Raw genomic sequence first — 19,680 nt, forward strand, 5'->3', positions numbered from 1 at the left:
GCGACGCCGGCCCCGCAGGGAAGGGGAGCAAGACCATGACCATTCTTCGCCGCACCGTGGCGGCATGGCTGATGACAGGGTTCGTCAGCCTCGCGGCCGGTCAGGCCGCGGCGCAGGCGGCGCGGGACGCGACGGCGCCGTCTCGGCCCGCCCAGGCCGCGACCCCCGCCAAGCCGACCAAGAACGAGATCCTGTGGGACACCTACGGCGTGCCGCACATCTACGGCAAGGACACGGCCGCCGTCTTCTACGGCTACGGCTGGGCCCAGGCCCAGAGCCACGCCAACACCATCCTGCGCCTCTACGGCGAGGCGCGCGGGCGAGGCGCCGAGTATTTCGGTCCTGACTACGAAGAGACGACGACCTGGCTGCTGACCAACGGCGTGCCGGACCGCGCCAAGCTTTGGCACAAGCAGCAGACCCCGGCCTTCCGCGCCAACCTCGACGCCTTCGCCAGGGGGATCAACGCCTATGCGGCCGCCCATCCCGAAGCCATCGACGCCGAGGTGAAGGCGGTGTTGCCGGTGACGGGCGTCGACGTGGTGGCCCACGCCCACCGTCTGATGAACTTCATCTACGTCGCCTCGCCCGGCCGGACGATCGGCGAGGGCGATCCGCCCGACATCGCTGACCAGGGTTCGAACTCCTGGGCCGTGGCGCCTTCCAAGACCGCTAGCGGCGACACCCTGCTGCTGCAGAACCCCCACCTGCCGTGGGGCACCGGCTACTTCATCTATTATGAAGCGCATCTGACCGGGCCGGATTTCGAGATCTACGGCGCGACCCAGGTCGGCCTGCCCGTCGTCCGGTTCGCCTTCAACCAGCAGATGGGCATCACCAACACCGTCAACAACATGCTGGGGGCGACCAACTACAAGCTGACCCTGAAGGACGGCGGCTACCTGTTCGACGGCAAGGTCCTGCCGTTCAAGACCCAGGCCACGACCTACAAGGTGCGGCAGGCGAACGGCGCCCTGGTCGAAAAGCCGCTGAAGATCCGCACGACCGTCCATGGCCCGGTGTTCGATCGAAAGGACGGCTCGACCGTCGCCGTGCGCGTCGCGGGCCTGGATCGGCCCAAGATGCTGGAACAGTACTTCGACATGGTCACGGCGCCGAACTTCAAGGCGTTCGAAACGGCGATGAAGCGGCTTCAAGTGCCGACCTTCAACATCACCTACGCCGACCGAGACGGCCATATCGACTATACCTTCAACGGGATCGCGCCCCGTCACAGCGAAGGCGACATCAATTTCTGGAGCGGCTTGGTGCCGGGCGACAGCTCGCGCTACCTCTGGACCGAGACCCATCCGTTCGAGGACCTGCCGCGCGTGACCGATCCGGTTGGCGGCTTCGTCCAGAACACCAACGACCCACCCTGGGTCGCCAGCTGGCCGGTGACGTTCAAGCCGGACGACTTCCCGAAATACCTGGCCCCGCGCACCCCCGAATCCTTCCGGGCCCAGAACTCCATCCGCATGATGGCCGAGAACGACGACCTGACCCTGGAGCGGTTCAAGGCCATGAAACTGTCGACCCACGCCTTGATGGCCGACCGTGTCCTGCCGGACCTGATCCCCGCCGCGCTCAAGGATCCGGATCCCGAAGTCCAGGCGGCCGCCCGCCTGCTGGCGGCGTGGGATCGGTCGTTCACGGCCGAAAGCCGCGCGGGCCTGCTGTTCGAGGAATGGGCCAAGCTGTTCGCCGGCCCCACCTTCGCGGGCCAAGCGGGATACGCCGTTCCGTGGACCCTGGACCGCCCGACCAGCACGCCGTACGGCCTGAAGGATCCCGCCGCCGCCGTGGCCCAGCTGCGCACGGCCATCACCAACACCAAACGCAAGTACGGCGCCGTCGATCGGCGCTTCGGCGACGCGTCCCGCTTCATTCTCGACGACGTAAACGTTCCCGGGACTGGCGGCTTCGGCAATCTGGGCGCCTTCCGCGTGATCACCTGGTCGGAGCCGGACGCCAAGGGCGTGCGCACGCCGACCCACGGCGAGACCTGGGTGGCGATGATCGAGTTCTCCACCCCGGTGAAGGCCTACGGGCTGATGAGCTACGGCAACAGCCGGCAACCGGGGACAACCCACTATAGCGACCAGCTCGGCATGCTCTCGCGCGACGCGTTCCGCGAGTTCTGGCTGCGGCGCGAGCAGGTCGAGGCGCACGTGTCCGAACGCACCGCGTTCAATCCCGGCCCAAAGCCCTGAAAGGCGATCCGATGCAGACCATCAGCAAGCGCGCCCGGAATGTGGCGTCCCTGAGCCTGGCGGCGTCTCTGCTGCTGGCGGGCCTGGCGGCCGGACCCGCCGCCGCGGCGACGGAGCCGCCTTTCTCGGCGATTCAGCGCGAGACCTTCGCTATCCCCGGATCGCTGTCGAACGCCTGGGCCGATTTCGACAAGGACGGCGATCTGGACCTGGCCGTGTCGCTGAAGGGCGGCGAGGTCAAGCTCTATCGCAACGACAAGGGCGTCCTCACCAATGTCGGCGCGGCCGTGGGCCTGCCGACCCGCGGCAAGGAGATCCGGGGCCTCAGCTGGGGTGATTTCAACGACGACGGCTATCTCGATCTGCTCGGCGGATCGAACGTCATGCCGCCGGAGCCGAACCGCTCCTTCATCTGGAAGAACGAGGGCGGGAAACATTTCGTCGACGTGGCCGAGGCGATCGGGCTGACCATTCCGGGCCGGATCAGCCGCCAAGCCAACTGGGTCGATTACGACAACGACGGCCAGGTGGACCTCTATGCGTCCAACCGCTCGGGGCCCAACCAGCTCTTCCACAATCAAGGCGGCGTCTTCACCCAGGTGTTCGCCCAAGGTGGCCCCACGGATACGCGGCCGACGGTGGGGTCCTGCTGGTTCGACTACAATCGCGACGGCAAGCTGGATCTCTTCCTCGCCAACCAGTCGGGCGCCACGGACGCGCTCTGGCGCAACGATGGCGACAAGGGTTTCACCGACATCGCCCCCAGCTTGGGCCTCGATGCGCCGGGGCGCGCCAAGGAAGAGGGCGGCGTCGGCTGCGCCATCGGCGACTATGACAATGACGGCAATTTCGACATCTTCGTCGCCGTGTACGGCGCCAATCTTCTCTATCGCAACAATGGCGACGGGACCTTTTCCGAGGTCGGCAAGGCGGCGGGGGTCGATGACGCCGGCCATGCGGTCGCCGCGTCCTGGGGCGACTACGACAACGACGGCCATCTGGACCTTTTCGTCACCAGCTATGAGGGCGAGGCTGGAAAGCAGACGCCGCTCGATTTGCTCTACCACAACAACGGCAAGGGCGGCTTCGATCAGGTCCTGACTCGCAACAGCCTGCTCAACGCCGGCGATCACGGCGTCGAGTGGGTGGACTACGACGGCGACGGCGCCTTGGATCTGTCGGTGATGCGCGGCTACAGCCCCGTGGGCGGGCATTTCCTGTTCCGCAACGACCTGGCCGGCCCCGCGAAGAGTCGCAGTCTCAGCGTCTTGGTGCTCGATGCGAAGGGGCGCTACACGCGAGCGGGCGCGGAAGTGCGCCTCTACGACCGCTCTGGCCATATCCTCGCGTCGCGACTGGTCTCCACCGGCGGCGGATACAACGCTCAAAGCGCCGGACCCGTCCATTTCGGCCTCAGGTCCTTCGACCGCGTGACGGTCGAGGTGTCGTTCATGAGCAATGGCGGCGTGAAGAAGCAGACGGTCCGAAATGTCGATCCCAGGACGTTCTCGCACAAGGCGCTGGTGATCCGCGAGAACGGACCGCCCAAGCGGAAATAGGCTGGTGGAGCCGTCAGCCCTTGCTGCCGGCTCTCAAGGTCCAGCGCGGATTTGGTCTAAGACTCGGCCGACCAGCGGGGTCTCGGCGCCGTTTGCGGTTGCGCGGCCGCCAGACCCGCACACGGCCCGTGAGGGCCGATCGCATGGAAGGTCCGTCCAGGCTCGCCAACGCCCGCGGATCGTCGAGCATGGGCTCCGCATCCCGGCGCCGCCTATTCCACCGTCACCGACTTGGCCAGGTTGCGCGGCTGATCGACGTCCGCGCCCTTCACGACGGCGACGTGGTAGGCCAGCAGCTGGATCGGGGCCGACATCACCAGGGTCGAGACCAGCGGGTCGCTGGCCGGGGCGGTGACCACCACGCGGGCGCCGGCCGGGGCGTGCTTGGCGCCCTCCGGGTCGGTGATGAACACCACCTGGCCGCCGCGCGCCATCACCTCGCTCATGTTCGAGGCCGACTTCTCGAAATAGCTGTCATAGGGGGCCAGGATGATGATCGGGGTCTGGTCGTCGACCAGGGCGATCGGGCCGTGCTTCAGCTCGCCGGCGGCGTAGCCCTCGGCGTGGATGTAGCTGATCTCCTTCAGCTTCAGCGCGCCCTCCAGGGCCAGGGCCGACATCGGGCCGCGCCCCAGGAACAGCACGTCGCGGGCCTTGGCGATGTCGACGGCGATCTCCTTGAGGCTGTCCTCCAGGCCGATGGCCTCGGCGATCAGGCGCGGGGCCTCCAGCATCAGCCGGACCATGCGCCGCTCCTCGGCCGCGTCGATCCGGCCCCGCGCCTTGGCGGCGGCCACCGCCAGCGCGATCATCACGCTGACCTGGGCGGTGAAGGCCTTGGTCGAGGCGACGCCGATCTCGGGCCCGCAATGGATCGGCCAGACCACGTCGACCTCGCGGGCCATGGTGGACTCCTGGGCGTTGACCACCACGGCGCTCTTCATGCCCTTGGCCTTGCAGTAGCGCAGGGCCGCCAGGGTGTCGGCGGTCTCGCCCGACTGCGACATGGCGATGACCAGCGAGCCGGGCCGCAGGGCCGGCTGGCGGTAGCGGAACTCCGAGGCGATCTCGACGTCGACCGGCAGGTCGGCCAGCTGTTCGATCAGGTACTTGCCGATCACCCCGGCGATGTAGGAGGTGCCGCAGGCGACGATCTGGATGCGCTCCAGGGCCTTGAAGTCGATGTCGCCCGGCATGGCGGTGCGAGCGGTCAGGGCGTTGACATAGGCCGAGATCGTGCGCTGGCAGCCTTCCGGCTGGTCATGGATCTCCTTTTCCATGAAGTGCCGGTAGTTGCCCTTCTCCATCATCACCGCCGAGGCGGGAACCACCTTGACGGCGCGCGTGACGGGCGCGCCCGCGGCGTCGAAGATCCGGGCGCTGCCGTGGTCGATGGCCACGTAGTCGCCCTCCTCCAGATAGATCACCCGGTTGGTGAATGGGCCGACGGCCAAGGCGTCCGAGCCGAGGAACATCTCGCCCTGGCCCTCGCCCACCACCAGCGGGCTGCCGCGCCGGGCGCCCAGGATCAGGTCGTCGGCGCCCTCGACCAGCACCGCCAGGGCGTAGGCGCCGGTCAGGCGGTCCAGCGTGGCCTTGAACGCCTCCAGCGGCGCCAGGCCGGTGGCCAGCTCGGCGTCGATCAGCTGGGCGATGACCTCGGTGTCGGTGTCGCTCTCGAACGTGCGGCCGGCGGCCTCCAGCTCGGCCTTCAGCTCGGCGAAGTTCTCGATGATGCCGTTGTGCACCAGGGTCACGCGGCCGGCGGTGTGGGGGTGGGCGTTGGTGACGTTGGGCGCGCCGTGCGTGGCCCAGCGGACATGGCCGATGCCGTTGCGGGCGACCAGCGGCTGTTCGGCCAGCACGGTTTCGAGGTTCTTGATCTTGCCCTGGGCCCGGCGGCGCTCGACCTTGCCGCCCACCACGGCGGCGACGCCGGCCGAGTCGTAGCCGCGATATTCCAGGCGCTTGAGGCTGTCGACCAGGCGCCCGGCGACGGGTTCTTTTCCGACGATGCCGATGATGCCGCACATGGGCCATGATCCTTTGTAGAACGCCGCGCCAGGGACTATGGCTATGACACGGTTATTTCGCGCTGGGGCTTTAACATTCGTGCAGGCCCAGCCCTCATAAATCTGCATTTCGGATCATTACGCTGTCCGATCTAGACCCTGGGGTCATTCCGCAGGAATGATCCAGAACAACAATTTGGGCGTGACGCCGTCACGCTCGGGCGAGACCAGATCACCATGACCAAGCGCGCCTATTTCGGCACCGACGGCATCCGCGGCCAGGCCAACAAGCATCCGATGACCGCCGAGGTCGCCCTGCGCGTCGGCCTGGCGGCCGGCAAGCTGTTCCGCTCGCAGGACGACCGCCGCCACCTGGTGGTGATCGGCAAGGACACCCGCCTGTCGGGCTACATGATCGAGCCGGCCCTGGTCGCCGGCTTCGCCAGTGTCGGCATGGACGTGCGGCTGTTCGGCCCGCTGCCGACCCCGGCCGTGGCGATGATGACCCGCTCGATGCGCGCCGACCTGGGCGTGATGATCAGCGCCAGCCACAACGACTTCGCCGACAACGGCATCAAGCTGTTCGGCCCCGACGGCTACAAGCTGTCGGACGAACAGGAGCTGAAGATCGAGGCCCTGATGGACGAGGGCCTGCAGGAGGGCCTGGCCCCGCCGCGCGGCCTGGGCCGCGTCACCCGCATCGACGACGCCCAGGCCCGCTATGTCGAGATCGCCAAGGCCACCTTCCCGCGCCACCTGTCGCTGTCGGGCCTGCGGGTGGTGATCGATTGCGCCCACGGCGCCGCCTACAAGGTGGCCCCCACGGCGCTCTACGAGCTGGGCGCCGAGGTGATCACCGTCGGCGTCGCCCCGAACGGCACGAACATCAACGCCGAATGCGGCTCGACCCATCCGGAGGCCATGGCCAAGCTGGTGCGCGAGTACCGCGCCGACATCGGCATCGCCCTGGACGGCGACGCCGACCGGCTGGTGATCTGCGACGAGAAGGGCGTGGTGGTCGACGGCGACCAGATCATGGCGATCATCGCCCTGGCCCTGGCCAGGGCCGGCAAGCTGAACGCCGGCGGTCTGGTCGCCACCGTGATGTCGAACCTCGGCCTCGAGCGACTGATGACCGACAACGGCCTGAAGCTGGAGCGCACCAGCGTCGGCGACCGCTACGTGATGGCCCGCATGCGCGAGGGCGGCTTCAACATCGGCGGCGAGCAGTCCGGCCACGTGATCCTGTCGGACTTCTCGACCACCGGCGACGGCCTGATCGCGGCCCTGCAGGTGCTGGCGGTGATGATCCAGACCGGCCAGCCGATGAGCGCCCTGGGCCGCCAGTTCGAGCCGGTGCCGCAGCTGCTGGAAAACGTCCGCTTCGCCGGCGGCAAGCCGCTGGAGCACAAGACCGTCAAGGAGGCCATCGCCGACGGCGAGGCCCAGCTGAACGGCGCGGGCCGCATCGTCGTCCGCCCGTCCGGCACCGAGCCCCTGATCCGCATCATGGCCGAGGGTGACGACCCGGCCCTGGTCAAGAAGGTGGTCAGGTCGATCGTCTCGGCGGTGAAGGCCGTCTGACGCGGCGCAACGGCGCAGCCGCTTCGACCGTTTAGGAGAAACAACCCCAAGGGAGTTTCCCCATGGACGGCTCGACTTCCCCCACCCCGACCGGCCATCCCCTGATCATGGCCGACCGGGTCACCAGCACGCCGGTGTTCAACCCCGAGGGCGAGCACATCGGCCATATCGACAACCTGTCGATCGACAAGGTTTCCGGCCGGGTGGCCCACGCCATCCTGTCGTTCGGCGGGTTCCTCGGCATCGGCGACAAGCTGCATCCGTTGCCGTGGGACCGCCTGGAATACCAGCCCGAGAAGGGCGGCTATGTCGTGTCTCTGAGCAAGGAAGAGCTCAAGGCCGCGCCGGCGCTCACCCGGGAGGACCTGGAGACGCTGGGCGCAGGTCCCGACTGGCGCGACGACATCGCGGCCTATTACGGCATGGGTCCGGCGATCTAGCCGAACCCGGCCGGCGCGCCGCCCATAGGCAACGCCCCGAGGGTTGAACCCTCGGGGCGCGCGCGGGGCCTGAGCTGGCGGGCGGCGTCAGGCCGCCGTCTTCCAGTTCGGCTCCAGCACCACGTGCGGCGGGCAGGGCGCGATCTGACCGTGCGGCAGGCCGCGCAGTTCGTTGGCGAAGCCGTGGTTGACGTCGCGGTGGTGAGCCTCGTCGGCCCGCACCACCTCGACCACGTCGCGCAGGGTGGCGCCCGTCGGCAGGTCCCAATAGTCCAGCGCGATCTGGGGCGCGGGGACGTTCTCGGACCGGCCTTCGTCGATCTCGGCCAGGTAGTGGGTGTAGCTGATCACCGCCTCCTCCTCGAAATAGCCGACCACGCGGTGGGCGGTGCGGGAGGAGACGAGATAGAGGCCGAAGAAGAACAGGTAGAACACCCACTGGGCGGCGACGACGACGAAGCGTTCGAACATCGTCGGCCTGGCCACCTGGATGAAGGTCATCAGGTGCATCCGCTCGTTCTCGGCCTCGTCCATCAGGGTCTTGATCCAGCCCCGGTCGTCCTCCATCCGGCGCAGGCACTTCAGATGGTTCAGCGTCGCGCCGACCATGCCGGGCACGGCCGCCACGGTCTCCAGGACCACGGCCCGGTGGCCGTAGCGCTTGGCGAAGAAGGTGTCGGCGAAGAAGCGCAGCAGCTTGACGAAGCCATGAGCGACGCGGTCCGAGGCGCCGGCGGGCTCGTGGTGGACGGTCAGGTCGATGGCTGGGCTGGTCATGGTCGTCATCCCCGAGCCGGCCCGTGTCGGGCCGTTCATGGGGTCGTGATACGCCTCGCCCAGGCGGCGCGAAATTCGGGGGCGCTCCCTAACGGACGCCCCCTAAGGGGGTCTACCTAGAGCGCGCCGGGCAAGGCGTGAGCCGTGCGCCCGGCGCGCTCAAGACGTCTGGCCTTCAGTCCCCGTCCACCCCCTCGACCACGGCGCGCAGATAGTCGACGTGGCGGCGGAAGGCCTTGCGGCCGGCCTGGGTCAGGGCGACGCGGGTGCGGGGCTTCTTGCCGACGAAGTCCTTGGCGATCTCGACATAGCCGGCCTTTTCCAGGGTCGCGAGATGGCTGCCCAGATTGCCGTCGGTGGCCTGGGTGACGGCCTTGAGGCGCGAGAACTCCACCGGGTCGGCGTCGCGCTCGGCGTGCAGCGCGGCCATGATCTTCAGCCTCAGGGGCTGATGGATCAGTTCGTCCAGCTGAGCCACGCTCACGCCCTCCGCAGCCAGAGGCCGCCCACGAACAGCCCGCCGCCGCCGACCGCCGCCATCCAGAAGGCCAGCCAGGGCTGGAAGAAGAACCAGCCGATCAGGGTGGCGGCGAACACGCTCGCGCCGATCCACAGATAGCGGGGCGCGAAGGCGATGCCGACGCCGGCGTAGACCAGGCCCGCCACTAGGCCGGGAAACGCGATGGCCGGGTCGAGGGAGGTCGGCCGGAACAGCGTGAAGGTCGCGGCCATGAAGGCCAGGATCGCGAAGACGCTGGCCATCGTCTTCCAGCCCTGCGCGGCCTTGGCGGCGCCCTGGGGTGCTCCCCTGGCGCGGCGGCTGAGCAGGACCGTCGTCGCAATGCCGATCGCGTCCAGCGCCAGCCACACCAGGCCCCAGCGCTCGGGAGGCAGCACGCCCATGGCCGTGTAGCCCGCGGCCCACACGGCCCCCCAGACCATCAGGATCGGCCCGCCGATCTGGTAGCCCTTCAGCAGCCGGCCGCGGCCGGCCGTGCTCTCGATATCGGCCAGCGCGGACGCCGCCTCGGTCTTGGAAATGCCCATCCCGTCCTCCTTGAGGTTCTCGTTCAGAGTACTCTGTTATGCAGAGTTATCACGGATGAATGCTCTGTCAAGCAGAGTATTCTGCAACCTCGCCTGCTTCGTCGCATTCGGCCCGCCGACCAGGAACCTATGGCTCGTCGAACAGGTTCGCGTTCGACGATTCAGCGCGGAGCACGGCGATGGCGTCCCGGGCGTCGTTACGGAGGGGCGTGGCGACCAGCATGCCGAAGTCGACGCCGCCCCTAGGTTCGGACAGCCTCCGCGAGGCCGTCTGGGATGACACCGCCCAAGGTCTGACGGCTAGGGTCTGTGGACAGTTGGCGGTCTTGGGCCGAATTCCTCGTCCTTCGACAAGCTCAGGATGAGGAATTCTACTCAGCTGTCTTACCCGTAGCCCTCATTCTGAGCCTGTCGAAGGACGAGGGCGCGACCTCGACGCCAGACGCCTGACTGTCCACAGAACCTAGGCGAAGACCTCGACCTGGTCCTCGGGCCGTCGATAGGGCCGCCCGAACAGGGCCCAGTTCATCTTGCGCCAGTGGGGCAGGGTGAGGGCGAGGTAGACCGCCAGGGGGATCAGGACGACGAACGGCCCGAGAATGGGAAAGCGGTCCCGCCATTCCAGATGCGCGAGATGGCGCGAGGCCAGCGACCAGACCACGCCGGCGACATGCAGCAGGATTGGCCAGCGGCTGAGGCGCGCCAAGGCGATCGCCTTATAGGCCAATATCGCCACCCCGATCAGGATGGACATCGCCAACGGAAGCCGGGCTTCGGGCGTCGCGATCCTGGCCAGCTGAATGAACGACGGCAGGGCGACGAGCGAGAACAGGACCACGGCGATCCAGATCGTCAGCGGCGTGCGGTGGCTTCTCGTCCTCGTCACCCCAGCTTCGGCGCCTTGAGCCGGCGCTTGTTGACGTGGGCGGCCGGGGCGGGGGCCTCGACCTCCTCGGGATACTCGCCCTTGAAGTAGAAGCGCTGCCACGCCTCCTTCATCGCCTCGGGCTCGCGCTTGAAGATCCGGGCGTTGAACTCGCCGCGCTTGGCGGCCCAGGTGTCGTACTGCTTGCGCAGGTCGGGGTTGGCGTTCATCGACCGGATCACCGGCTGCACCTGTTCCAGCGGCTTGTCCTGGATCATCATGAAGAAGCAGAACGGCTCGCCCTTCTCGAAGCGGATCGTGCCGGGGCGGGTGAAGATCCAGTTCATCGTGAAGGGGAAGGGCAGCCAGTCGGTCTCGACCAGGCCGGCCAGCGGCTGGACGCCGTCCTTGATGTGGTTGGGCGGGCCCATGGTCCAGATCGACCAGCCCGGCGGGGTGCGGAACAGGTAGCCGGTGTGGAAGGTGATCGTGCCGCGCGAGAAGTGCGACTTGACGAAGTCGTCGAAGCCCGGATGCGGGTGGTCGGCCCGGAAGGTGATGCAGTTCTGGTGCGCCCCGCCGTCCCAGGTGGCCGTGAAGCCGACCGGACAGAGGATCTCCCAGCCGGTGGTGTTGGCCATGGTCAGGGGCAGGCAGCGATAGGGATGGCGGTCGGCGAAATGGTCCATCCAGGCCCGCTGGGGCCGTCCCGGCACGATCTCCGGCGGGCGGGCCTCGGTGGGATAGCACTCCAGTTCCATGCCGGTTCTCTTCTTCCCTAGCTGGTCTTGCGTCTGGTCTAGCGGGCGCGGGCTCGGCTAGGAAGTCCCCCATGCAGACCACGACCAAGAGCCGGGCCGACCTGTTCGCCTTTCTCGACGCCCACGGCGTCGCCCATTCCACCCTCGACCATCCGCCGGTGTTCCGCGTGGAGGAGGGGCTGGAGATCAAGGCGGCCCTGCCCGGCGGCCACACCAAGAACCTGTTCCTCAAGGACGCCAAGGGCCAGCTGTGGCTGATCTCGGCCCTGGGCGAGACGGCGATCGACCTCAAGCGCCTGCACACGGTGATCGGCTCGGCCCGGTTGTCGTTCGGCAGCGCGGACCTGATGGTCCAGACCCTGGGCGTGACGCCGGGCTCGGTCACCGCCTTCGGCCTGATCAACGACGTCGAGCATCGCGTGCGCTTCGTGCTCGACGCCGCCCTGGCCCAGGCCGATCCCGTCAACTTCCATCCTCTGGCCAATGACGCCACCACGGCCGTGTCGCAGGACGGCTTCCGCCGTTTCCTGGCCGCGCTGGGGATCACGCCGATGATCGTCGATTTCGCGGCGATGACGGTGGTGGAGACCTGACCAGCCCTATCGGGCGCGATCTCCCAAGACCTTCAGCGCTCCAGATCCGTTGTCATCCCGGAAGCCTCGCGGAGGCTGTCCGGGACCCAGGGGACTGGGTAAAGACCTTGCGGCTGTCCTGGGTCCCGGACAAGCGCTACGCGCTTTCCGGGATGACAACCGTGTAGAGGCGTCGATCGGCGCTCCAGGCGCCATTCCGGCGATTGCGGTTGTCGCCTTCAGGGACCATCTTCCGGCTGAACGCGTTGCGACCTGTGTGAGATATTTTCCATGGCCCTGATCGGCGACAAACCCGCTCCCATCCAAGCCGGCGGCCCCAATGGGCAAGGGGGGGGCAAGAGCGCGCACATCAAGGACGGCACGGACGCCAGCTTCATGGCCGACGTGATCGAGGCCTCCAAGACCCAGCCGGTGATCGTCGACTTCTGGGCCACCTGGTGCGGGCCGTGCCGCCAGCTGACCCCGGCCCTGGAAAAGGCCGTCAACGCCGCCGGCGGCGCGGTCAAGCTGGTCAAGATCGACGTCGACAAGAACCCCGGCTATTCGGGCCAGTTGCGCGTGCAGTCGATCCCCACCGTCTACGCCTTCGTCAACGGCCAGCCGGTCGACGGTTTCCAGGGCGCCCTGCCCGAGAGCCAGGTCAAGGCGTTCGTCGACCGCCTGGCCGGACCGCCCGCCGAGAGCGACGTCGACGCCCTGCTGGCCATGGCCAAGGAGTCGCTCGACCTCGGCGACCTGGGCGGAGCGGCCCAGGCCTTCGCCCAGGTGCTGCAGATGGATCCGGCCAATGTGAAGGCCATCGGCGGCCTGGCCCGCTGCTATCTGGCCGGCGGCGACCTGGACGGCGCGGCCGAGGTGGCGGCCACCGCCCCCGCCGGCGCCAAGGACCCGGACCTGGACAGCGTCCGCGCCGCCCTGGCCCTGGCCGAGGACGCGCCGTCCGAGACCGCGCCGTTCGAGAAACGCCTGGCGGCCGACGCCGACGACCACGAGGCCCGCTTCGAACTGGCCAAGGCCCTGGCCGGCGCCGGCCATCTTCAGGCCGCCTCCGACCATCTTCTGACCATCATCGAACGCGACCGTGCCTGGAACGACGAGGCGGCCCGCAAGCAGCTGCTGACCGTCTTCGAGGCCGCCGGCTACGCGTCGGAGGTGGCCAAGGCCGGCCGCAAGCGGCTGTCATCGATCCTGTTCAGTTAGACCGCGTTGGTCGGATAAGGGAGCGTCGCATGCCAGGATCCTATCGAAGGGCGGACGACCTGCCGCTGGTGATCCCGGTGTTCCCGCTGGACGGCGCCCTGCTGCTGCCCGGCGGTCAGCTGCCCCTGAACATCTTCGAGCCGCGCTATCTCAACATGTTCGACGACGCCATGTCGGGCGAGCGGATCATCGGCATGGTCCAGACCCGTCCGGGCGGCGAGGCCGAGCGGCCCAACCTGGCGCCCGTCGGCTGCGCCGGCCGGGTGACCAGCTTCGCCGAGACCAGCGACGGCCGCTACCTGGTGACGCTGACCGGGGTCTGCCGCTTCCGGGTCGGCGACGAGCTGCCGGCGCGCGGGCCCTACCGCCAGGTGCGCGCCGACTTCGCGGCGTTCGAGGCCGACCTGCGTGAAGGGGCGCCCGACAGCGCCGCGGGCGGCGACCCCTCGCCCCTGTTGAACGCCCTGCGCCGCTATCTCGACCATCGCGGCCTGGCCATCGACTGGAGCAGCGCCGAGGCCGCGCCGTCGGACGCCCTGATCAACAGCCTGGCCATGGCCCTGCCGTTCGAGCCCGTCGAGAAGCAGGCTCTGCTGGAGGCCCCGACCCTGGTCGAGCGCCGCGACACCCTGGTGGCCCTGCTGGAGATCGACGCGGCGGCGGGAGACGATGAAGACCCGACGATGCTGCAGTAGGTCAGGCGAATTTGGAGTAGTCGCCCGCGTGGCCAGGCTCTAGGAATACACCATGACCGCCGCCCCGCCTCCGCCGCCCGCCGATCTTGACCCTCGCCTGCTGGAGGTGCTGGTCTGCCCCGTCACTCGCGCGCCGCTGTTCTACGACCGCGCCCGGGGCGAGCTGATCAGCAACACCGCCAAGCTGGCCTATCCGATCCGCGACGGCGTGCCGATCATGCTGCCCGAGGAAGCCCGCAGCCTGGAAGAGTAGGAACTGTTAGTCGCCTTGGCGCTGGTCCGCCTTTTTTCGAGCCCGCCTTTCAGCCGTCATTCCGGGCACAAGGCCCGGAATGACGGACGTTTTGAGGGCGCGATCGCTCGCTGGAGGCTGGCTCAGAGCGCCACGCCGCGCAGCAGCCTGGGCAGGTCGCCCACCCCGCCGCCGGCCTCGTGCATGAAGAACCGCCGGGCGGGGGCGATGCGGTTGACCGCCGCCATGCCGACGCCGCGCGCCAGGCGCAGTAGCGGATTGTCGTTTGAGAACAGCCGCACGAAGCCGTCGAAGGCCAGGGCGTTGGACACGGTGTCGAACCGTCGCCAGCGGGCGTAGCGCTCGAGCGTCGCCTCGGCGCCGATGTCTTCGCCGTTGCGCAGGGCCTCGGCCACCACCTCGGCCAGGGCCGCGGCGTCCTTCAGGCCCAGGTTCAGGCCCTGGCCGGCGATCGGGTGCACGCCGTGGGCGGCGTCGCCGATCAGGGCCAGGCGCGGGGCGACCAGCCGCTCGGCCAGCGACAGCGACAGCGGATAGACGAAGATCGGGCCGGCCATCTCGACCGTTCCCAGGAACTCGCCGAACCGCCGCATCAGATGGGCGTGGAAGGCTTCCGGCGACGCGTTGCGCAAGGCTTCGGCCCGCTGCGTGCTCTCGGTCCAGACCAGGCTGGCGCGATTGTCCGTCAACGGAAGAATGGCGAACGGGCCGCCCGGCAGGAAGTACTCGTGGGCCACGCCCTGGTGCGGATGCTGCATCCGCACGGTGGCGACCACGCCGCTCTGGCCGTAGCTCCAGCCGATGTCGCCGATGCCGGCGGCCTGGCGCAGCACGCCGAAGCGGCCCTCGGCGCTGACCACCAGCGGCGCGGACAGGGTTCGGCCGCCGGTCAGGGTCAGGGTCGCGCCGGCCGGGCCGACCTCCAGGGCCCGGGCGGCGGCCGGAGCCAGCACCGAGATCCCCTTGTCGACCACGGTCCGGGCCAGGGCGGCGCGGATCTGGCGGTTCTCGATCAGGTAGCCCAGGGGCTCGCCCTCCGACCGGTCGGCGATCTCGCCGCTGTCGAAGCGCAGGAAGAACGGCGAGGGGGCGCGCGAGGCCGCGCCCGGCGTCTTGCCGTCGGTGACCAGGATCTGCTCGATCCGCTGGGCGTGGGGCGCCAGGGCCTCGCCAGCCCCGATCGCCCGCCACTGGCGGAACGACGAATAGGCGATGGCCGACGAGCGCCCGTCGAAGGTCGGCGCCAGCTGGGCGTCGAACGGCTGGGGATCGACCAGCAGGGCCTTGACCCCGGCCGAGGCCAGGGCGAGCGCCAGGGTGGTTCCGGCCATGCCGGCTCCGGCGATGATGACGTCGGCGTCGTGGTCGCGCATGGGCGGATATGGCGCGCGACGGGCGGCGGTGTCCAGAGGCGGTCGGCGGGTGGCGCGTGAGCATGAAGCCGGGCCTGCGAAAGGCCCCCTCAGTCGGCTTCGCCGACAGCTCCCCCAGAGGGGGAGCATCTACGCGGTGCGGCGGCCGACCAGCTCCTCCCCCGCTGGGGGAGGTGGCCCGAAGGGCCGGAGGGGGCCGCGCGAGCGGAGCCCTAAGGCAGCGGTCGGGGCTTGCGGTCCTCGCCGATGGCCACGAAGGTGAACACGCCCTGCGTCACCTTGTGGGCCTGCTCGCCGTCGCGGCGGCGGCGCCAGGCCTCGACCTCGACCTTCAGCGAGGTGCGGCCCACATGCACGACCTTGGCGAACAGGCTGACCTCGTCGCCGACGAACACCGGGCTGAGGAAGGTCATGCCGTCGACGGCGATGGTGGCGCAGCGGCCGGCCGCCCGGTGGAAGGCGATCGAGGCCGCCGCCAAGTCCATCTGCGACAGCAGCCAGCCACCGAAGATGTCGCCTTCGGGATTGGTGTCGGACGGCATGGCGATGGCCCGCAGCACCGGGGCCTCGTGCGGCCACTCGGCCGCCTCCCAGGCCTTGGCCAGGGATTCGGCGCGCTGGGTCGCGGGAATGATGTCGGTCATCGCAGCGCGCGCCGCCTAGTGGCCGCCGGAGCCTTCGTAGACCCCCGGGGCCAGCTGCTCGTCCTCGTCGTGGCCGGCGGCGGTGGAGGCCACGAAGCGGCGGTCGCAATAGGGGCAGTCGACGAAGCCGGCCGCGCCCATCTCCAGCCAGACGCGCGGATGGCCCAGGGCCCCGCCGACGCCGTCGCAGGCGATGCGGTGCGAGCGGACCATCACGGTTTCGGGCGCGGGACCGGCGCCGACCTCGACCGTGGTCGGTTCCATGGCGGTGGGAGCGGTGGACTTGGCCTTGCGCGCCATGTTCGTGAAACCCTTGAAAATCAGACGCGGCCTTGGCGTGGCGGCGATGCAGGCATACCTATGCGACCCGTCCGGCCGCCGTCAATTCACGGCGCGCCGCTTCGTTTCCCAACAACCGCTGCAAAGCGGCGCATCTGGACGTTCCATGGACCTGCCCGCCTACGCGATCGAAGCCGAAGGCCTGTTCAAGACCTATCCCGCCACCAAGACCGCGCCCGAGAAGCGCGCCTTGAACGGCATCGACCTGAAGGTGCCGCGCGGCTCGATCTTCGGGCTGCTGGGACCGAACGGGGCGGGCAAGTCGACCTTCATCAACATCCTGGCCGGCCTGACCCGCAAGAGCTCGGGCAAGGTGCGGATCTGGGGCCGCGACATCGACGAGCGCCCGCGCGACGCCCGCGCCGCCATCGGGGTGGTGCCCCAGGAGCTGGCCGCCGACGTCTTCTTCACCCCGCGCGAGTCGCTGGAGGTGCAGGCCGGCTTCTACGGCGTGCCCAAGGCCGAGCGCCGCACCGACGAGCTGCTCAACGCCCTGGGCCTGGGCGACAAGGCCAACGCCTATGTCCGCCAGCTGTCGGGCGGCATGAAGCGCCGGCTGATGGTGGCGAAAGCCATGGTCCACCAGCCGCCGGTGCTGATCCTGGACGAGCCCACCGCCGGGGTCGACGTCGAGCTGCGCCGCCAGCTCTGGCAATATGTGACCGGCCTGAACCAGCTGGGCGTGACCATCGTGCTGACCACCCACTACCTGGAGGAAGCCCAGGAGCTGTGCGACCAGATCGCGATCGTCAACCGCGGCGAGGTGGTGGTCTGCGAGCCGACCGCGACCCTGCTGCGGCGCATGGACAGCCGCAACGTGGTGGTCACGCCCGAGGAGCCGGTGACGGTCGCGCCCCTGCTGCCGGGCTTCGAGACCAAGCTGCGCGGCGCCGGGGCCTTCTCGGTCTCGTACCGCACCGGCCAGTCCAGCGTCGAGCAGGTGCTGGCCGCGGTCCGCGCCGAGGGCCTGAAGATCAGGGACATCGCCACCGAGGACCCGGACCTGGAGGACGTCTTCGTGTCGCTGACCTATGGCGATCCCAATGCGAAGGACCCGCTGAAGACCTGAACGCCCGCAAAGGCCCTCCTCCTGTGGGGGAGGCGGCCCGAATGGGCCGGTGGGGGGAGGACCTGGCGTCTAAGGCAGCGCCTTGACGAACGCCCGGACCACCGTCGCCGAGTTCTCCGCCGCGAACTTCAGGAACACCGGGAACTGGTTGCCGGCCGGGTCGCCGCCGGCCAGGTCCGAGAGGCTGCGGAAGGCGATGAACGGCGTCTTGTTGACATAGGCCACCTGGGCGACGGCGGCGCTCTCCATGTCCAGCACGCGGGCCCCGAACACGTCGTGGGCGTACTGGCGGAAGGCGGCGTTGTCGACGAACACCGGCCCCGAGCCGCCCACCCCGCCGACCACCACCTTGGGCGGCTTGGTCAGGCACTGGTCGGCGGCGCAGCGTTTCAGGGTCAGGCCCGCGACGCTGCGGCGGGCCAGGTCGAGCAGGGCCGGATCGACCGGAAAGTCCTGGCGATCCTCGGTCTCGCCGGAGCCACGGGTCACGGTCACGGCGCGCGGATACATCATGCCGAAATTGGTCCGGCCGTCGGTCAGGCCCGGAGTGGGGGCGAAGCCGCCGGGAACCTCGCGGGCATAGGCCATCTCCGACGACTGCACCCAGCGTTCGGGCGCCACCACGTCGCCGACCTCCAGGGCGGGATCGGCCCCGCCGGCCACGCCGGAAAAGACGATCCGCTCGATCCTGAACCGGTCCAGGGCGCTCTGGGTGGTCATGGCGGCGTTGACCATGCTGATCCCGCTGAGGAACAACACCACCGGCTTGCCCTCCAGCGTGCCGGTGACGAACCGGGCCCCGGCGGCGGTGTAGGCGTGCTTGTCGCCGGTCGCCGCCTCCAGGGCGGCCAGCTCCGGCGGGAAGGCGCTGATCACCGCCGTGCGCGGGGTGGGATCCAGCAGGTCGGCGGCGTGAGCGGAGAGCGGGGCGCTGGCCAGGATCAGCAGCGTCAGGAGGAGGCGCATGGGCGGCTTTCGGCAAGGGAGCGATTCGCCGGCACCCTAGCCGCCGTCCGGGCCGGCAGGCGAGGCCTGCGTCGTCGCCAGCGAAGGGATCGGGCGCCGACGCCTCGCCGGTGCGCAGCGGGAGGCGGATCCGCCCTGTCCGGCGATCCTCGATTGCGTCGCGGGCCGCATCGGTGGAGGTTCGGCGCCGGATTCGGGTGGGGGCTTGCATGCGCGCTTTGTGGTTTCGGATCGTCCTGGCGCTGAGCGTCGCGCTCGGCCTTGGCCTGGCTGGAGCCCAGGCGGCGTCCCGCCTGCCGGTCAAGGTGGTGGTGGTCACCACCTTCGAGATCGGGGCCGACACCGGCGACATGGCCGGCGAGTTCCAGCCCTGGGTCGAGGGCTGGCCGCTGAAGCGCGAGATCGCCATCCCCGGCGTCCGCCACGTGGCCCGCTATTCCGACGACGGGGTGCTGGCGATCGTCAGCGACATGCGGGGCCGGGCCCGCGAAAGCGTGGCGGCCCTGATCCTGTCGGACCAGTTCGACCTGTCCAAGGCCTATTGGATCGTCAGCGGCATCGCCGGGGTCGATCCCGCCGTCGCCTCGGTCGGCAGCGCCGCCTGGGCCCGCTACGTGGTCGACGCCGACCCGATCTACGAGGTCGACGACCGCGAGATTCCGGCCGACTGGCCTTACGGCCTCTACGCCAACGACGCCGAGCGCCCGAACGTCAAGGGCAAGGCCGAAGGCTCCAGCGCCATGGTCTGGACGCTGGACAAGGGCCTTGTCGACTGGGCCTACGGCCTGACCCGCGACGTCAAGCTGCCGGACTCTCCGGGGCTGCAGGCCCTGCGGGCGCCGTACGAAGGCGACCCCGAAGGCCAACGGCCGCCGTTCGTGCTGCGGGGCGACGCCCTGGGCACGGTGCGCTTCTGGCACGGCGCCCGCCGCACCCGGTGGGCGGAAGACTGGGTCAAGCTCTGGACCGACGGGGCCGGAACCTTCACCATGACCGACTGCGAAGACCAGGGGATCCTCGACGTGCTCGACGCCCATGCCGCGTCCGGAAAGATCGACCGCCGGCGGGTCCTGGTCCTGCGCACGGCCAGCAACTATTCCCGCGGGCCCCAGGGCCAGATCAGCCTGCCGCACGTCTTCCACGGCGAGGGGCTGAAGGCGGGATTCGACGCCACCTTCAAGGTCGGCGGGGTCGTGGTCCGCGATCTGGTCGCCCACTGGGACCGCTACGCGACCGAGATTCCCAGCGCCGCACACATCGCCACCCCGACCGGCCGGAGCCGCTAAGTCC

At 69.2% G+C, this 19,680-nt stretch carries 20 protein-coding genes; 10 read left to right on the top strand and 10 right to left on the bottom strand.

Features of this window, described 5'->3' with window-relative positions; all coding sequences use genetic code 11:
• Positions 1-35: 35 nt before the first annotated feature.
• Both AC07NX_RS06195 and AC07NX_RS06200 read left to right on the top strand, forming a co-directional pair.
• Entirely contained in the window at positions 36-2,213 is a 2,178-nt protein-coding gene (locus AC07NX_RS06195) for an acylase (protein ID WP_494640086.1), read from the top strand.
• Between the two features lie 11 nt (positions 2,214-2,224).
• Entirely contained in the window at positions 2,225-3,772 is a 1,548-nt protein-coding gene (locus tag AC07NX_RS06200) for a CRTAC1 family protein (protein ID WP_494640087.1), read from the top strand.
• Between the two features lie 212 nt (positions 3,773-3,984).
• Here AC07NX_RS06200 and glmS read toward each other — a convergent pair whose 3' ends face one another.
• A complete protein-coding gene (glmS, locus tag AC07NX_RS06205) occupies positions 3,985-5,805 on the bottom strand; it encodes a glutamine--fructose-6-phosphate transaminase (isomerizing) (RefSeq protein ID WP_494640088.1) in 1,821 nt (606 codons plus the stop codon).
• A 216-nt stretch (positions 5,806-6,021) separates the two neighbouring features.
• Between glmS and glmM the strand changes: the two genes are divergently transcribed.
• Positions 6,022-7,368: a phosphoglucosamine mutase gene (gene glmM, locus AC07NX_RS06210; RefSeq protein ID WP_494640089.1), complete on the top strand. Its 1,347-nt coding sequence runs from the start codon at positions 6,022-6,024 to the stop codon at positions 7,366-7,368.
• A gap of 62 nt (positions 7,369-7,430) precedes the next feature.
• Positions 7,431-7,808, top strand: coding sequence for a PRC-barrel domain-containing protein (locus AC07NX_RS06215; RefSeq protein ID WP_494640090.1), 378 nt, complete (start codon positions 7,431-7,433; stop codon positions 7,806-7,808).
• Positions 7,809-7,895: 87 nt separating this feature from the next.
• On the opposite strand, the gene AC07NX_RS06220 is transcribed toward AC07NX_RS06215, so the two are convergent.
• The 5 genes from AC07NX_RS06220 to AC07NX_RS06240 all read right to left on the bottom strand — a co-directional run bounded on the left by AC07NX_RS06220 (position 7,896) and on the right by AC07NX_RS06240 (position 11,258).
• On the bottom strand, positions 7,896-8,585 hold the full coding sequence (locus AC07NX_RS06220) for an alternative oxidase (protein ID WP_494640091.1): 690 nt from the start codon (positions 8,583-8,585) through the stop codon (positions 7,896-7,898).
• 175 nt (positions 8,586-8,760) lie between these two features.
• The gene (locus tag AC07NX_RS06225; protein WP_494640093.1) at positions 8,761-9,063 is read right to left on the bottom strand and encodes a winged helix-turn-helix domain-containing protein; all 303 of its coding nucleotides are present in this window, start codon (positions 9,061-9,063) and stop codon (positions 8,761-8,763) included.
• Positions 9,064-9,065: 2 nt separating this feature from the next.
• The gene (locus tag AC07NX_RS06230) at positions 9,066-9,632 is read right to left on the bottom strand and encodes a hypothetical protein (RefSeq protein WP_494640095.1); all 567 of its coding nucleotides are present in this window, start codon (positions 9,630-9,632) and stop codon (positions 9,066-9,068) included.
• Positions 9,633-10,095: 463 nt separating this feature from the next.
• Entirely contained in the window at positions 10,096-10,518 is a 423-nt protein-coding gene (locus tag AC07NX_RS06235) for a hypothetical protein (RefSeq protein ID WP_494640097.1), read from the bottom strand.
• A complete protein-coding gene (locus AC07NX_RS06240) occupies positions 10,515-11,258 on the bottom strand; it encodes a DUF6065 family protein (protein WP_494640099.1) in 744 nt (247 codons plus the stop codon). Before AC07NX_RS06240 ends, AC07NX_RS06235 begins: the two co-directional genes overlap by 4 nt.
• Positions 11,259-11,329: 71 nt before the next feature.
• Between AC07NX_RS06240 and AC07NX_RS06245 the strand changes: the two genes are divergently transcribed.
• The 4 genes from AC07NX_RS06245 (at position 11,330) to AC07NX_RS06260 (ending at position 13,999) form a co-directional block, all read left to right on the top strand.
• The gene (locus AC07NX_RS06245) at positions 11,330-11,851 is read left to right on the top strand and encodes a prolyl-tRNA synthetase associated domain-containing protein (protein WP_494640101.1); all 522 of its coding nucleotides are present in this window, start codon (positions 11,330-11,332) and stop codon (positions 11,849-11,851) included.
• 270 nt (positions 11,852-12,121) lie between these two features.
• Positions 12,122-13,051, top strand: a complete 930-nt coding sequence (locus AC07NX_RS06250; protein ID WP_494640103.1) for a tetratricopeptide repeat protein — start codon at positions 12,122-12,124, stop codon at positions 13,049-13,051.
• A 29-nt stretch (positions 13,052-13,080) separates the two neighbouring features.
• Entirely contained in the window at positions 13,081-13,746 is a 666-nt protein-coding gene (locus tag AC07NX_RS06255) for an LON peptidase substrate-binding domain-containing protein (protein WP_494640105.1), read from the top strand.
• Positions 13,747-13,798: 52 nt separating this feature from the next.
• The gene (locus AC07NX_RS06260) at positions 13,799-13,999 is read left to right on the top strand and encodes a Trm112 family protein (protein WP_310080282.1); all 201 of its coding nucleotides are present in this window, start codon (positions 13,799-13,801) and stop codon (positions 13,997-13,999) included.
• Between the two features lie 122 nt (positions 14,000-14,121).
• On the opposite strand, the gene AC07NX_RS06265 is transcribed toward AC07NX_RS06260, so the two are convergent.
• The 3 genes from AC07NX_RS06265 to AC07NX_RS06275 form a co-directional block, all read right to left on the bottom strand.
• A complete protein-coding gene (locus AC07NX_RS06265) occupies positions 14,122-15,372 on the bottom strand; it encodes a UbiH/UbiF/VisC/COQ6 family ubiquinone biosynthesis hydroxylase (RefSeq protein ID WP_494640107.1) in 1,251 nt (416 codons plus the stop codon).
• Positions 15,373-15,584: 212 nt separating this feature from the next.
• Positions 15,585-16,016 (bottom strand): acyl-CoA thioesterase, encoded by a 432-nt coding sequence (locus tag AC07NX_RS06270; protein ID WP_035077870.1) that lies wholly within the window; start codon positions 16,014-16,016, stop codon positions 15,585-15,587.
• A gap of 15 nt (positions 16,017-16,031) precedes the next feature.
• Complete coding sequence (locus AC07NX_RS06275; RefSeq protein WP_082583849.1) at positions 16,032-16,316, bottom strand: zinc-finger domain-containing protein; 285 nt, start codon at positions 16,314-16,316, stop codon at positions 16,032-16,034.
• A gap of 145 nt (positions 16,317-16,461) precedes the next feature.
• Between AC07NX_RS06275 and AC07NX_RS06280 the strand changes: the two genes are divergently transcribed.
• Entirely contained in the window at positions 16,462-17,424 is a 963-nt protein-coding gene (locus AC07NX_RS06280; protein WP_494640110.1) for an ABC transporter ATP-binding protein, read from the top strand.
• A 69-nt stretch (positions 17,425-17,493) separates the two neighbouring features.
• Here AC07NX_RS06280 and AC07NX_RS06285 read toward each other — a convergent pair whose 3' ends face one another.
• Positions 17,494-18,390 (bottom strand): 5'-methylthioadenosine/S-adenosylhomocysteine nucleosidase, encoded by an 897-nt coding sequence (locus tag AC07NX_RS06285; protein ID WP_494640112.1) that lies wholly within the window; start codon positions 18,388-18,390, stop codon positions 17,494-17,496.
• 209 nt (positions 18,391-18,599) lie between these two features.
• Between AC07NX_RS06285 and AC07NX_RS06290 the strand changes: the two genes are divergently transcribed.
• Positions 18,600-19,676 (top strand): purine nucleoside permease, encoded by a 1,077-nt coding sequence (locus AC07NX_RS06290; protein WP_494640114.1) that lies wholly within the window; start codon positions 18,600-18,602, stop codon positions 19,674-19,676.
• Positions 19,677-19,680 lie beyond the last annotated feature (4 nt).

The organism is Caulobacter sp. GW821-FHT09A05 (genome assembly GCF_059418465.1).

Bases quoted from the DNA above. Each gene is read 5' to 3' on its own strand.
- AC07NX_RS06195 (WP_494640086.1), top strand. From the start codon at position 36: ATGACCATTCTTCGCCGCACCGTGGCGGCATGGCTGATGACAGGGTTC.
- AC07NX_RS06200 (WP_494640087.1), top strand. From the start codon at position 2,225: ATGCAGACCATCAGCAAGCGCGCCCGGAATGTGGCGTCCCTGAGCCTG.
- glmS (WP_494640088.1), bottom strand. From the start codon at position 5,805: ATGTGCGGCATCATCGGCATCGTCGGAAAAGAACCCGTCGCCGGGCGC.
- glmM (WP_494640089.1), top strand. From the start codon at position 6,022: ATGACCAAGCGCGCCTATTTCGGCACCGACGGCATCCGCGGCCAGGCC.
- AC07NX_RS06215 (WP_494640090.1), top strand. From the start codon at position 7,431: ATGGACGGCTCGACTTCCCCCACCCCGACCGGCCATCCCCTGATCATG.
- AC07NX_RS06220 (WP_494640091.1), bottom strand. From the start codon at position 8,585: ATGACCAGCCCAGCCATCGACCTGACCGTCCACCACGAGCCCGCCGGC.
- AC07NX_RS06230 (WP_494640095.1), bottom strand. From the start codon at position 9,632: ATGGGCATTTCCAAGACCGAGGCGGCGTCCGCGCTGGCCGATATCGAG.
- AC07NX_RS06240 (WP_494640099.1), bottom strand. From the start codon at position 11,258: ATGGAACTGGAGTGCTATCCCACCGAGGCCCGCCCGCCGGAGATCGTG.
- AC07NX_RS06245 (WP_494640101.1), top strand. From the start codon at position 11,330: ATGCAGACCACGACCAAGAGCCGGGCCGACCTGTTCGCCTTTCTCGAC.
- AC07NX_RS06250 (WP_494640103.1), top strand. From the start codon at position 12,122: ATGGCCCTGATCGGCGACAAACCCGCTCCCATCCAAGCCGGCGGCCCC.
- AC07NX_RS06255 (WP_494640105.1), top strand. From the start codon at position 13,081: ATGCCAGGATCCTATCGAAGGGCGGACGACCTGCCGCTGGTGATCCCG.
- AC07NX_RS06260 (WP_310080282.1), top strand. From the start codon at position 13,799: ATGACCGCCGCCCCGCCTCCGCCGCCCGCCGATCTTGACCCTCGCCTG.
- AC07NX_RS06265 (WP_494640107.1), bottom strand. From the start codon at position 15,372: ATGCGCGACCACGACGCCGACGTCATCATCGCCGGAGCCGGCATGGCC.
- AC07NX_RS06270 (WP_035077870.1), bottom strand. From the start codon at position 16,016: ATGACCGACATCATTCCCGCGACCCAGCGCGCCGAATCCCTGGCCAAG.
- AC07NX_RS06275 (WP_082583849.1), bottom strand. From the start codon at position 16,316: ATGGCGCGCAAGGCCAAGTCCACCGCTCCCACCGCCATGGAACCGACC.
- AC07NX_RS06280 (WP_494640110.1), top strand. From the start codon at position 16,462: ATGGACCTGCCCGCCTACGCGATCGAAGCCGAAGGCCTGTTCAAGACC.
- AC07NX_RS06285 (WP_494640112.1), bottom strand. From the start codon at position 18,390: ATGCGCCTCCTCCTGACGCTGCTGATCCTGGCCAGCGCCCCGCTCTCC.
- AC07NX_RS06290 (WP_494640114.1), top strand. From the start codon at position 18,600: ATGCGCGCTTTGTGGTTTCGGATCGTCCTGGCGCTGAGCGTCGCGCTC.